Below are 11,360 nucleotides of genomic sequence, written 5' to 3'. Positions count from 1 at the left end.
CCCGCACCCCAACCCCGGGGGGCCCGGGCCCCCCCGCGGCGCCCCCGGGCCCCGTCGTTGTCGGCGCGGGGTCAGAACGCCGCGAGGTGCTCCGCCAGGTAGGCGGTGACCTTGGCCAGCGCGACGCGCTCCTGCGCCATGGTGTCGCGGTGGCGGATGGTGACCGCGTCGTCCTCGAGGGTGTCGAAGTCGACCGTGACGCAGAACGGCGTGCCGATCTCGTCCTGGCGGCGGTAGCGGCGGCCGATGGCCCCGGCGTCGTCGAAGTCGACGTTCCAGGACCGGCGCAGCTCGGCGGCGAGGTCGCGCGCCTTGGGCGACAGGGCCTCGTTGCGGGACAGCGGCAGCACGGCCGCCTTGACCGGCGCGAGGCGCGGGTCCAGGCGCAGCACCGTGCGCTTGTCGACGCCGCCCTTGGTGTTGGGCGCCTCGTCCTCGGCGTACGCCTCGACGAGGAACGCCATGAGCGAGCGGGTCAGGCCGGCGGCCGGCTCGATGACGTACGGCAGCCAGCGCTCGTTCGTCGTCTGGTCGAAGAACGACAGGTCCTTGCCGGAGTGCTCCGAGTGCGTCTTCAGGTCGAAGTCGGTGCGGTTCGCGATGCCCTCGAGCTCGCCCCACTCGCTCCCCGTGAACCCGAACCGGTACTCGATGTCCACCGTGCGGGTCGAGTAGTGCGACAGCTTCTCGGCCGGGTGCTCGTACAGGCGCAGGTTCTCGGGGTCGATTCCGAGGTCGGTGTACCACGCCATCCGCGTGTCGATCCAGTACTGGTGCCACTCGGCGTCCGTGCCCGGGGCGACGAAGAACTCCATCTCCATCTGCTCGAACTCGCGCGTGCGGAAGATGAAGTTGCCCGGCGTGATCTCGTTGCGGAACGACTTGCCGATCTGCGCGATGCCGAACGGGGGCTTCTTGCGCGAGGCCGCCGCGACGTTCGAGAAGTTCACGAAGATGCCCTGCGCCGTCTCGGGCCGCAGGTAGTGCACGCCGGACTCGTCCTCGACGGGGCCCAGGTACGTCTTGAGCATCATGTTGAAGTCGCGAGGCTCGGTCCACTGCCCGCGGGTGCCGCAGTTCGGGCACGCGATCTCGGCGAGGCCACCCTCGGGCGCGCGGCCCTTCTTCTCCTCGAACTCCTCGATCATGTGGTCCTCGCGGAACCGCTTGTGGCAGCTGAGGCACTCGGTCAGCGGGTCGTTGAACGCACCGAGGTGACCCGAGGCGTGCCACACCGGGGTGGGCAGGATGACGGCGGAGTCCAGGCCCACGACGTCGTCGCGGCGCGTCATCGCGCGCCACCACTGCTGCTTGATGTTCTCCTTCAGCTCCACGCCGAGGGGCCCGTAGTCCCACGCGGAACGCGTACCGCCGTAGATCTCGCCGGACTGGAACACGAAGCCTCGCCGCTTGGCGAGGGAGACGACGGCGTCGAGCTTGGCGGTGGGGGACGGTGCTGCCACGGATCACTCCTGGGTGTCGGGCCGCCACGTGGCTCGTGGGGCCGGTGCGGGGAACACCGCGGCCTCGGCACGTCGGGGCCCGACGTCGACCGGCTGCGGTGGCACCAGCCTACCGGGCACGACTGCCGGGACCTCGGCGCCCGTCCGGTCGACGCGCCACCGGCGGCGGGTGACGATCGACGGTGCGCTCGATCGTCATGGGGGTACGCACGACCATGACCGACCATGACCGATCATGACCGGCACGACGAAGGAGACGGACCGATGCGCTACGCACTGCTGCTGCACAACCCCGAGCCGGCCCCCGGCGACCTCCCCGCCGAGGGCATCGCCGAGATGGAACGGCTGTTCTCCGAGTACGCCGACGCGCTCGTGAGCGCCGGCGTGCTCGTCGGCGCCGAGATCCTGCAGTTCTCGCACGCCACCACCACCGTCACGCGCCGCACCGGCACCACCCAGGTGCAGGACGGCCCGTTCGCGGAGACGAAGGAGGCGCTGGCGGGCGTCTTCGTCGTCGACGTGCCGGACCTCGACGCCGCCCTCGCCTGGGCGGAGAGGTGCCCGGGCGCCACCTACGGCTCCGTCGAGGTGCGGCCGGTCGCGACGTCGGTGGTCGACGGCGCCTGGACCGGGCACGGCCCGGCCGAGTAGCAGGTAGCCCGTGACCGCGACGGGAGCCGCGCACGCCGCGGCGGCCGCGGCCGCGCGGGACGGCTACGGCCGCCTCGTCGCGCTGCTGGCCGCCGGGTCCGGCGACCTGCAGGCCGCCGAGGACGCCCTGGGCGACGCGCTCGAGCGAGCCCTGCGCACGTGGCCGGACGACGGGGTGCCCGACAACCCCGCCGGCTGGCTGCTCACCGTGGCGCGGCGGCGCCTGCGCGACCGGCAGCGGTCGGCGGAGGTACGCCGCACCACTCCCCTGGCCCCCGAGCGGCACGCGCCCGTGCGGCTCGAGGACGTCGATCCCGACGCCGTCGGAGACCGGCGCCTGGAGCTGATGCTCGTGTGCGCGCACCCCGCCGTCGACCCCGTGGCGCGCACCCCCCTCATGCTCACGACCGTGCTCGGGTTCACGGCCGCGCAGGTCGCGCCCGCCTTCTCGGTGCCGGCCGCGACGATGGCGACCCGGCTCGTGCGTGCCAAGCGCCGGATCAGGGACGCGGGCGTGCCGTTCACGATCCCGGACCGCTCGGCGCTGCCCGGCCGCATGGCCGACGTCCTCGAGGCCGTCTACGGCGCCTATGTCGTGGAGTGGTCCACGGCAGCGTCCGAGCCACGCCGGCTGCCCTCGGAGGCGCTGCGCCTCGCCGAGGTGCTCGCCCAGCTCCAGCCGGACGACCCGGAGGTGCGCGGCCTGGCAGCCCTCGTCCTGCTCTCGTCCGCCCGGGCGGACGCCCGGACCGACGCGCTCGGCCGGTTCGTGCCGCTGACCGAGCAGGACCCGGCCCGCTGGGACGCCGACGCGATCGCCCAGGCCCACGCGCACCTGCGCGCGGCGCACGCGCGGGGCACGCTGGGCAGGTTCCAGCTGGAGGCCGCCGTCCAGGCCATGCACTGCGCCCGGCGACCGGGCGAGCCGCCCGACTGGCCGGCGCTGCTCCGGCTGCACGACGCGCTGCAGCAGGTGGCGCCCTCCCTCGGTGGAGCGGTCGCACGCGCGGCGGTCGTCGCGGAGACCTCCGGGCCGGCGGCCGGCCTCGCCGCCTTGGACACGCTGGGCGACCGCGCCGCACGGTTCCAGCCCGCGTGGGCGGTGCGCGCCGACCTGCTCGCCCGGCTCGGTCACGCCACGGCGGCCGCCGCCGCCTTCGACCGTGCGGCGTCGTTGACGTCCGACCCGGCGCTCCGGTCCCACCTCGACGCCCGGCGCTGCGCGCTGCTCCGTTCCGCGCCGAGTTGACAATCGTTCTCATCTTTCTGAGAATCGTTCTCATGCTTCGCCGACGCGCGGCCCTCGCCGCCCTGCCCGCCCTCGCGCTGCCCGCCGTCCTGGCGGCGTGCGCCCCCACGGACCAGGGCGCCTCCGACGGCACGCTCGAGGTCCTCGCCTCCTACTACCCCCTGCAGTACGTGGCCGAGCAGGTGGGCGGGGACCTGGTCTCCGTCTCCAACCTCACGCCGCCGGCAGCGGAACCCCACGACCTGGAGCTCTCCCCCGCCCAGGTCCGCGAGATCGGCACGGCGGACCTCGTCGTCTACTCGTCCGGCTTCCAGGCCGCCGTGGACGACGCGATCGACACCCAGAGCCCCGAGCACGTGGTCGACACGAGCGACGTCGTGACGCTCGAGGCGCACCCCGGCACGGCTGACGACGCCGTGGTCGACGAGGGCGAGGGCGAGGGCGAGGGCGACGGGCACGACCACGGCGACGAGGCCGCGGTGGACCCGCACTTCTGGCTCGACCCGACGCGGCTGATCGACGTCGGCCACGCCGTGGCGGCCCAGCTGGGCGCCGTCGACCCGGAGCACTCCGCGACGTACGCCGAGAACGCCGACGCCCTGGCGAAGTCCCTCACCCAGCTCGACGGGCAGTTCTCCGCCGGCCTGAAGGAGTGCGCCACCCGCACCCTCGTCACCTCGCACGCGGCGTTCGGCTACCTCTCCGAGCGCTACGACCTGGAGCAGATCGGCATCGTCGGCCTCGACCCGGAGGCCGAGCCCTCCCCCGCGCGGCTGCGCGAGGTGGGTGCGATCGTCGAGGAGAACGACGTCAGCACCATCTTCACCGAGACGCTGACCAGCCCGAAGGTCGCCGACACGCTCGCGAAGGACATCGGGGTCGAGACCGCCGTCCTCGACCCGCTCGAGGGCTTGTCCAAGGACGCCGTCGCGTCCGGGGCGGACTACGTCTCGGTCATGCAGGACAACCTGGCCGCGCTCACCGAAGGGCTCCAGTGCTCATGACGACCCCTGATGCGGGCTCCGCACCCTCCCGGGCACGCGGCCAGGCACCGAGCGGCCAGGCACCGACGGGCGCGACGGCGGGCACGCCCCCGGACACGCCCATCGAGGCCCGGGGCGTGCACGTCCGGCTCGGCGCCAGCCCGGTGCTGCGCGGCGTGGACCTCACGGTCCGGCGCGGCGAGGTGGTGGCGCTGCTCGGCGCCAACGGCTCGGGCAAGTCCACCCTGGTGCGCACGCTGGTCGGCGTGCTGCCCCCGACGTCCGGCGAGGTGCGGCTCTTCGGGCACGCCCTCGGCAACGACGTGCCGTGGTCCCGCGTCGGCTATGTGCCACAGCGCGTCAGCGCCGTCGCCGGCGTCCCCTCGACCGCGGCGGAGGTGGTCGCGTCCGGGCTGCTGCACGGCCGCCGGCTGCGCCTCCCGCGAGGCTGGCGCACCCAGGTGCGCGAGGCTCTCGACCTGGTCGGGCTCGCCGACCGCGCCCGGTTCGCGACGCACCAGCTCTCGGGCGGGCAGCAGCAGCGCGTGCTGATCGCCCGTGCCCTGGTGCGGCAGCCCGAGCTGCTGGTGCTCGACGAGCCGGTGGCGGGCGTCGACCGCCCCAGCCAGGAGTCGTTCGCCGCGACCATGACGAGGCTCGTCGACGACGGCATGACGGTGCTCGTCGTGCTGCACGAACTCGGCGAGCTCGCACCGCTGGTGCAGCGCGCCGTCGTGCTGCGGCACGGTCGCGTGGTGCACGACGGCGCCCCGCCGACGCCCCGGCCGGAGCACGGCGGCGACGCGCACGAGCACGTGCACCCGCACGCCGAACCGACCTACCGGCCACGGACCGACGAGGTGCGGCTGGCCGAGGGGCCCTTCGAGGCCCGACCCGAGAGCACCGAGGACGAGGTGGCACCGTGAGCGGCCTGTGGGAGATGGTCACCGACCCGTTCATGCAGAGGGCGCTCGTCGCGGCCCTGCTCGTGGGCCTGAGCGCGCCCGTCGTGGGGACGTACCTCGTGCAGCGCCGGCTCGCCCTGCTGGGCGACGGCATCGGGCACGTCGCCCTCACCGGTGTCGCGGTCGGCTGGCTGGTCGGCGCCGCGATGGGCCTCGTGCCCGACGACGTCCTCGCCGTGCCCGGCGCCGTGGTCGCGGCCGTCGCCGGATCCGTGCTCATCGAGGTGGTGCGCCGCCGCGGCCGCACGTCCGGGGACCTGGCCCTCGCCATCCTCTTCTACGGCGGCATCGCCGGCGGCGTGCTGATCATCGGCCTGGCCGGCGGGTCCTCGGGCAGCCTCATGGCCTACCTGTTCGGCTCGATCTCGTCCGTCACCCTGTCCGACGTGTGGGTCACCGTCGCGCTCTGCGGCGTGATCCTGCTCATCGGCCTCGGGCTGCGTCCCGCGCTGTTCTCCGTCAGCCACGACGAGGAGTTCGCCGTGTCCTCCGGCCTGCCGGTGTGGGCCCTGAACATGGCGGTGGCCGTGCTCGCCGCGCTCACCGTCACGGTCGCGATGCGGGTGGTCGGCCTGCTGCTCGTGTCGGCGCTCATGATCGTGCCGGTCGCCATCGGCCAGCTCGTCACCCGGTCGTTCCGCCGCACCATGCTGGTCGCGTCCGTGATCGGGGTCGCGGTGTGCGTCACCGGCCTGTCGATCACCTACTGGCACAACGTGTCGCCGGGTGCGCTCATCGTGGTGCTCGCGATCGCCGTCTACGCCGTCGTCGCCCTCCTGCACCCCTTGCTCACCCGCCGCCGCCCGGCCGTCGACCCGCACCCGGACATCCCCGACGACGTCGCGGTCGCCGCCACCCCGCGGGGCGCCGCCCACGAGGAGTGCACGCCGTGAACGCGACCAGCCCCCGCACCGGCACGGGCCAGCCGCCCCGGATGACCCGGCAGCGGGCTGCCGTGGCCGACGCGCTCGGCGAGACCGACGAGTTCCGCAGCGCGCAGCAGCTCCACGAGCTCCTGCACGCGCGGGGCGACGCCGTCGGGCTCGCCACGGTCTACCGGACCCTGCAGGCCATGGTCGACGGCGGCGACGTCGACGTGCTGCGCGCCGAGGACGGCGAGAGCCTCTACCGTCGCTGCGCGCGCCGCGAGCACCACCACCACCTGGTCTGCCGGGCGTGCGGGCGGGCGGTCGAGATCGACGGGCCCACCGTCGAAGCGTGGGCCGCGTCGGTCGGCGCCGCGCACGGTTTCGCGGACATCGACCACACCATCGAGCTCTGGGGCACGTGCGCCACCTGCCGCGCCGCTGCCGGCACCGACCCGGGTCGAGCGAATTAGGGCAGCCATACCTCATTCGGGCACAATGAGGCCGTGCACCTGACCACCTCCGCGATCGTGCGGGCGTCCGAGGACGCCGCCGCCGACCCCGGCGTCTTCACGATCGCCGGCGTGCCGTTCTGGGTGGTGTACGTCGCGGCGTTCGCCATCGTGCTCGTCCGCGCGCAGGCCACCTACTGGGCCGGCCGTGGCGTGGCGCGCGGGACCGCCCGCGGCCGGGTGGCCGACCTGCTCGCCCGTCCCGGAGCCGCGACCGTGATCGACCGCGTGCACCGATGGGGCCCGCCGGCGGTCACGCTGTCCTTCCTCACCGTCGGGGTGCAGACGCTGGTCAACCTCGCCGCGGGGTACCTGCGCATGCCGTTCGGCCGCTACCTCGTGGCGCTCCTCGCCGGCTGCGCGGTATGGGCGGGGATCTGGACGACGATCGGCACGGCGGCTGTGCACGGCGCGCTCGCCGTCGGGCTGCGCAACCCCGTGACCCTCGCCGTCGTCGCGGTGGCCGTGGTGGCGCTCGTCGCCTGGGTCGCGCACCGGCTCACCCGCCGGACCCGGCCCACCGCCCCGCTCGACCCCGCCACCCCGGGCGACGGCCTGCCCGACGTCGACAGGGAGGCCCGATGACCGCGCCCGCCGCCGTCACGACCACTCCCCGACCTGCCGCCGCCCTCGTCGCACGCCGGACCCGCGGTCGGGTGCTCGTCGTCGCCCTGACCCTCGTGGCGCTCCTCGCGATCGTCGCCGCGAGCCTCGCGCTCGGGGTGCGCGACATCGACCTCGCCACCGTCTGGCAGGCGCTCACGAACCCGGTCGCCGGGAACGTCGACCACGACGTCGTGCTGGACCAGCGCGTGCCCCGCACCCTCATCGGCCTGGCGGCGGGCGCCGCGCTCGGCGTCGCCGGCACGCTCATCCAGGGCGTGACGCGCAACCCCATCGCCGACCCCGGCCTGCTGGGCCTCAACGCCGGGGCTTCGCTCGCCGTGGTCGTGGCGGTCTCGCTGCTCGGCGTGACCGCGCCGCTCGGGTTCGTCTGGTTCGCGTTCGCGGGCGCCGCAGCGGCGGCGCTGCTCGTCTTCTCGATCGGCGCCGGCCAGCCCGTGAAGCTGGCGCTCGTCGGCGCCACCGTCACGGCCCTCATCACCCCGCTCATCACCCTGGTCCTGCTGCGCGACCCGACGGCCTTCAACACCTACCGGTTCTGGGCGGTCGGCTCGCTCACCGGCCGCGGGACGGAGACGCTGGACAAGCTCTGGCCCTTCGTCGCCATCGGGCTGGTGCTCGCGGCCGCGCTCGCCCACCGCCTCACGATGCTGGCGCTCGGCGACGACGTCGCCCGGGCCCTGGGCCAGCGCGTCGGCCTCACCCGGTGGCTCACCGCCGCGGCGGTCGTCCTGCTCGCCGGCGGCGCGACAGCGCTCGCCGGCCCGATCGCCCTCGTCGGTCTCGCGGTGCCGCACGCCGCCCGTCGGCTCGTCGGCACGGACTACCGCTGGATCGTCCCGCTGACCGCGCTCCTCGGGCCGGTGATGCTGCTCGGGTCCGACGTCATCGGGCGACTCGTGCTGCCGCACTCCGAGCTCGAGGCCGGTGTCGTCGCCGCCGCTCTCGGCGCCCCCGTCCTCGTCGCCGTCGCGCGCGGCAAGTCCGTGGCGGGGGTCTGACGTGTCCGAGACCACCACGCTCGCCCCCGGCGCCGCCGTCTCCCCGGTGGCCGCCCCGCGCGCCCGGCGGCGCCGCCGTCTCACGATCGTCCTGGCCACCCTCGCGGTGCTGCTCGTCGCGGTCGCGACCCTCGCCCTCACGCTCGGGGAGGCGTCGTTGTCGCCCGGCCGCGCTCTCGCCGCCCTCGTCGGCGTCGGCTCCGACGTGGACGTGTTCGTCGTGCACCGGCTGCGGCTGCCCCGCCTGGAGACGGCCGTCCTCGCGGGTGCGGCCTTCGGCCTCGCCGGCGCCCTCTTCCAGACGACGTTGCGCAACCCCCTGGCCAGCCCCGACATCCTGGGCATCGCCAGCGGCGCGAGCCTCGGCGCCGTCTGGGCGCTGCTCGTCGCCGGGCTCACCGGCCTGGCGGTGTCCGGTGCCGCGTTCGCCGGAGCGCTCGTCGTGGCGCTGCTGATCTGGCTGTTCGCGTGGCGCCGCGGGCTGCACTCCATCCGCTTCGTGCTGGTCGGCGTCGGGTTCGCCTACCTGTGCTCCTCGCTGCTCGCGTGGCTCCTGGCGAGCGTCGACGTGCGCGAGGCGCAGTCGGCGCTGCTGTGGACCGTGGGCAGCGTCGCCGACGTGCGCGGCGTCGAGCTCCTGACCCTCGCCGTCGCCGTGCTGGTGCTCGGGGCCGGCGTCGCCCTGGTGTCGCGCTGGCAGTCGCCCCTGGCGCTCGGCGACGACCACGCCCGCGCGCTCGGCGTGCCGGTCGACACCGCCCGGGTCGTCTCGCTGCTGCTGGCGGTCGGCCTGGTGGCCACGGCGACGTCGTTCGTCGGTCCCCTCGCCTTCGTCGCGCTCGTGGCGCCCGCGATCGCGCGCCGTCTGGTGGACGACGGCGGGGCCGCGCTCACCGCGTCCGTCCTCACCGGCGCGCTGCTGGTGCTGGCGGCCGACGTGGTGGGCCAGCACCTGCTGTTCGGCATCGAGGCCCCGACCGGCATCGTCACCGGCCTGATCGGCGCCCCGTACCTGCTGTGGCTGCTCGCCACCGACGGAAGGAAGTCCCTCGCATGACCGACGTCACCCTGCGCGCGCACGGCGTCAGCCTGGGCTACGACGGGCGGCCCGTGATCGAGGGGCTCGACCTCGAGCTCCCCGCGGGGAGCGTGACGGCGATCGTCGGGCCCAACGCGTGCGGCAAGTCGACCCTGCTGCGCGGTCTGGCGCGGCTCCACCCGCTCGACGGCGGTCGCGTCACCCTGGGTGGGGAGGACGTCGGCGCGCTGTCCCGCAAGGAGCTGGCGCGTCGCGTGGGCGTGCTGCCGCAGGCGTCGATCGCCCCCGACGGCGTGCGGGTGGCCGAGCTCGTGTCCCGCGGCCGCTACCCCCACCAGGGCTGGTTCGGCCGGCACAGCTCCACCGACGACGTCGCGGTGCTGCACGCCCTGGAGGCGACCGGCGTCGCCGACCTCGCGGACCGCCCGGTCGCAGAGCTCTCCGGCGGACAGCGCCAGCGCGTCTGGATCGCGATGGTGCTCGCGCAGGAGACCGACATCGTGCTGCTGGACGAGCCCACGACGTACCTCGACGTCGCCCATCAGGTGGACCTGCTCGACCTCCTGTCCGAGCTGAACCGCACCCGCGGCACTACCGTCGTCATGGTGCTGCACGAGCTCAACCTCGCCGCCCGGTACGCCGACCACCTCGTGGTGATGAGTGCCGGGCAGGTGGTCGCGGAGGGCCGTCCGGGGGACGTCCTGACCGAGGCGACCGTCCACGCCGCCTTCGGGCTGCGAGCGCGCGTGGTGCCCGACCCGGTGTCGGGCACTCCCCTCGTCGTCCCGCTGGGACGGACGCACAGCGGCGCTTCAGCATAGGTTAGGCTTTCCTCACTACTGTTCCTCTCGCGCCGAGACGGTGCGAGCACACCGAGGAGAACCCGTGCGTCTTCGCCGTCCTCTCGCCACGGCCGCCGCTCTCGCGGCGACCGCCGCCCTGACCCTCGCGGGGTGCGCCTCCGGCGACTCCGCCGAGGGCGACGACTCCGCCGCCCCCAGCGGGACGGCGTCGGGCGCCACCGACGAGTTCCCCGTCACGATCGAGCACGCCTTCGGCAAGACGGTGATCGACAAGGCCCCCGAGCGCGTCGCCACGTGGGGCTGGGGCTCCACCGAGGCCGCCATCTCCGTGGGCGTCTACCCGGTCGCGGTGGCCGAGCAGGTCTGGACCGTGGGCGAGGACGCGCTGCTGCCCTGGGTCGAGGAGGCGTACGACGAGGCAGGAGCCCCGAAGCCGACCATCCTCGACGACCCCGAGGCCGGCGCCTCCGTCCCCTACGAGGAGTTCGTCGAGGCCAAGCCCGACCTCATCGTGGCCCCGTACTCGGGCCTCACCGAGGAGCAGTACAAGGTGCTCAGCGACATCGCCCCCGTCGTCGCCTACCCGGACTCCGCCTGGACCACCCCGTGGGACGACACCATCCGGATCACCGCCGAGGCGCTCGGCCGCTCCGCAGCGGGCGACAAGGTGCTCGCCGACATCGACGACTTCGTCGCCGACAAGGCCGCGAAGCACCCCGAGTTCGCGGGCAAGACCTTCGCCGCGATCGTCGACTCGCCCACCGAGGGCAAGGTGTACGTCTACCCGCAGGCCGACCCGCGCGCCGGCTTCCTCGAGGGGCTCGGCGTGAAGGTCGCCCCGTCCGTGGCCGAGCTCGACACGTCGAACGGCGGGTTCTTCTACGCCCTGTCGTACGAGGAGCTCGACAAGCTGACGTCCGACTTCGTCGTCGACTACGCCTACACGCCGGAGGACGCCAAGACGTTCCTCACCAAGAAGGAGCTGCAGGCCATCCCCGCCGTCAAGGCCGGCAAGGTCGCGCAGATCGTCGGCACCGCGCCCGTCTCGTCCGTGTCGCCCCCCACGGCGCTCTCCGTGTACTGGGACAAGGGCTTCCCGGCCCTCGTGGACTCGATGGCCGAGGTCCTCGGCGACTGACCCCGCCCCCGCAACGTGCGTGCTGACCTGATCCTCATAAGGCCGTCTTGAGGATCAGGTCAGCAC

At 74.2% G+C, this 11,360-nt stretch carries 12 protein-coding genes; 11 read left to right on the top strand and 1 reads right to left on the bottom strand.

Going from position 1 to position 11,360, the window contains the following annotated elements; all coding sequences use genetic code 11:
• Positions 1-71: 71 nt before the first annotated feature.
• Positions 72-1,463 carry a glycine--tRNA ligase gene (locus ACWGKI_RS19470; RefSeq protein WP_452189228.1) on the bottom strand — a complete coding sequence of 464 codons (1,392 nt, stop codon included), beginning with the start codon at positions 1,461-1,463 and terminating at the stop codon, positions 72-74.
• A 264-nt stretch (positions 1,464-1,727) separates the two neighbouring features.
• Between ACWGKI_RS19470 and ACWGKI_RS19465 the strand changes: the two genes are divergently transcribed.
• From ACWGKI_RS19465 to ACWGKI_RS19415, 11 genes are all read left to right on the top strand, one after another.
• Complete coding sequence (locus tag ACWGKI_RS19465) at positions 1,728-2,114, top strand: YciI family protein (protein ID WP_380244641.1); 387 nt, start codon at positions 1,728-1,730, stop codon at positions 2,112-2,114.
• Positions 2,115-2,124: 10 nt separating this feature from the next.
• Positions 2,125-3,363, top strand: coding sequence for an RNA polymerase sigma factor (locus ACWGKI_RS19460; protein WP_452189226.1), 1,239 nt, complete (start codon positions 2,125-2,127; stop codon positions 3,361-3,363).
• 32 nt (positions 3,364-3,395) lie between these two features.
• Positions 3,396-4,367, top strand: a complete 972-nt coding sequence (locus tag ACWGKI_RS19455; protein WP_452189224.1) for a metal ABC transporter solute-binding protein, Zn/Mn family — start codon at positions 3,396-3,398, stop codon at positions 4,365-4,367.
• Positions 4,364-5,272: a metal ABC transporter ATP-binding protein gene (locus ACWGKI_RS19450; protein ID WP_380244644.1), complete on the top strand. Its 909-nt coding sequence runs from the start codon at positions 4,364-4,366 to the stop codon at positions 5,270-5,272. The genes ACWGKI_RS19455 and ACWGKI_RS19450 overlap by 4 nt, the downstream gene beginning before the upstream one ends.
• Positions 5,273-5,286: 14 nt before the next feature.
• Positions 5,287-6,204: a metal ABC transporter permease gene (locus ACWGKI_RS19445; protein ID WP_380244650.1), complete on the top strand. Its 918-nt coding sequence runs from the start codon at positions 5,287-5,289 to the stop codon at positions 6,202-6,204.
• 41 nt (positions 6,205-6,245) lie between these two features.
• Entirely contained in the window at positions 6,246-6,650 is a 405-nt protein-coding gene (locus ACWGKI_RS19440; protein WP_380244651.1) for a Fur family transcriptional regulator, read from the top strand.
• A 33-nt stretch (positions 6,651-6,683) separates the two neighbouring features.
• Positions 6,684-7,274, top strand: a complete 591-nt coding sequence (locus tag ACWGKI_RS19435) for a DedA family protein (protein WP_452189221.1) — start codon at positions 6,684-6,686, stop codon at positions 7,272-7,274.
• Positions 7,271-8,314, top strand: coding sequence for a FecCD family ABC transporter permease (locus ACWGKI_RS19430; RefSeq protein ID WP_452189219.1), 1,044 nt, complete (start codon positions 7,271-7,273; stop codon positions 8,312-8,314). Before ACWGKI_RS19435 ends, ACWGKI_RS19430 begins: the two co-directional genes overlap by 4 nt.
• A 1-nt stretch (position 8,315) precedes the next feature.
• The gene (locus ACWGKI_RS19425) at positions 8,316-9,371 is read left to right on the top strand and encodes a FecCD family ABC transporter permease (protein ID WP_452189217.1); all 1,056 of its coding nucleotides are present in this window, start codon (positions 8,316-8,318) and stop codon (positions 9,369-9,371) included.
• Positions 9,368-10,174 (top strand): ABC transporter ATP-binding protein, encoded by an 807-nt coding sequence (locus ACWGKI_RS19420; protein WP_380244648.1) that lies wholly within the window; start codon positions 9,368-9,370, stop codon positions 10,172-10,174. Before ACWGKI_RS19425 ends, ACWGKI_RS19420 begins: the two co-directional genes overlap by 4 nt.
• A gap of 64 nt (positions 10,175-10,238) precedes the next feature.
• Positions 10,239-11,294, top strand: coding sequence for an iron-siderophore ABC transporter substrate-binding protein (locus tag ACWGKI_RS19415; RefSeq protein WP_452189215.1), 1,056 nt, complete (start codon positions 10,239-10,241; stop codon positions 11,292-11,294).
• Positions 11,295-11,360: the final 66 nt, after the last annotated feature.

Source organism: Isoptericola sp. NPDC055881, from assembly GCF_053615895.1.
The sequence above is the reverse complement of the archived record's forward strand: the minus strand, read 5'-3'. Positions and strand labels throughout refer to the sequence as shown.